The following is a 1,524-nucleotide window of genomic DNA, read 5'->3' as shown; positions in this document are numbered from 1 at the left end:
GACAAAGCGGCATAACAGCTACATGGTTTTGCGATTCAATTTCTCTGAAGTCAGTTCTAAGTTAGAATTTGTGGATCGTTCATTCTGTGAGTATTGCTGCATGGTGATGAAGAATTTCATCCTGAAATATGAATATCTGTTGGGCAGTGGGATATGGGAAGTGGTTAATCCTGACGAGACAAATCCAGAGCAGATGCTGGCCGCTCTTAAGGAATACGTCAGCCGCACGAATTGTCCGCGCATCTACCTGTTAATTGACGAATATGATAACTTTACCAACACCATCCTTTCTTCTTATGGACAGGAGCGTTACCGGGAAAAGACACATGGCGAAGGACTGATCCGTGGTTTTTTCAACAATATCAAAGCCTCTACTTCCAATGCCGGTGCCGCCGTGGAGCGCCTTTTCATCACGGGAGTGAGTCCCATTACGATGGATGACGTGACGAGCGGTTTCAATATCGGCACGAATATCAGCATGTTGCCGCAATTTAATGACATCATCGGTTTCAGCGAAGATGAAGTACGGGAGATGATTACCTATTACAAAGATGAAAACGCACTTCCGGCAGGTGTTACGGTGGACGAGTTGGTGGAACTGATGAAGCCGTGGTATGATAATTACTGCTTCTCTTCCCGCAAATTGGAAGAGCGGATGTTCAATTCGGACATGACACTTTATTTCCTGAACAGTTATCTGCAACAGCAATTACCACCAGAGAGAATGGTTGACAACAATATCCGTACGGATTACAGTAAGCTCCGTCATCTGATACGGATAGATAAGACATTCGGTGTGAACGCTTCCGTCATCCAGCAGATTGTAACGGAAGGTAGCATCACAGCACAGATCTCCACTTCTTTTCCGGCTGAAAAGTTAACTGATACGGAGAACTTCAAGAGCCTGCTGTTCTATTTCGGAATGCTATCCATACAAGGTACCGATTTTGGTAGTGCCATTCTTGGCATTCCGAACCTGACTGTACGCGAACAGCTCTATACTTATCTGGTAGAAGCTTATCGCGAAGCAAAAATGTTTGATCTGGACCTTTCTTCTTTTTCCGGTCTGGTGAAAGGAATGGCTCTTCGTGGCGAATGGGAGGCCGTCTTCCGTTTCTTCGCCCGCGAACTGGAACGTCAAAGCGCCATCCGTGAGTTCATAGATGGAGAGGCCCATATCAAAGGCTTTCTGTTGGCTTATTTAGGACTGACGCAGGGATATGTTCTTTTTCCCGAACACGAATCTTCCAAAGGTTATGCCGATTTCTACATGATGCCGGATCTACTGCACCAGCCGGATATTGCCTATAGCTATATTGTAGAGGTGAAATACGCCAAGCGTGATGCTTCGGAGGAAGATATTGCTTCCTTGAAGAAGGAAGCGGCTGAACAGCTGGTGCGTTATGCAGCGGACGAAAAGGTGCTTCGCACCAAAGGTGGGACGAAACTGGAGCTCATCACGCTGGTATTCAAGGGCTGGGAACTGATTATTGCAGAAAAATTGTGATATTGTTATTGAGTCAT

General features: G+C 45.9%; 1 protein-coding gene. It reads left to right on the top strand.

The window, feature by feature from the left end; genetic code table 11:
- On the top strand, window positions 1-1,507 hold a 1,507-nt coding region (locus DWW10_RS25805; protein ID WP_118487427.1), incomplete at its 5' end, for an AAA family ATPase.
- Window positions 1,508-1,524: the final 17 nt, after the last annotated feature.

It is taken from the genome of Bacteroides intestinalis, from assembly GCF_003464595.1.
Lineage (GTDB): Bacteria > Bacteroidota > Bacteroidia > Bacteroidales > Bacteroidaceae > Bacteroides > Bacteroides intestinalis_A.
The sequence above is the reverse complement of the archived record's forward strand: the minus strand, read 5'-3'. Positions and strand labels throughout refer to the sequence as shown.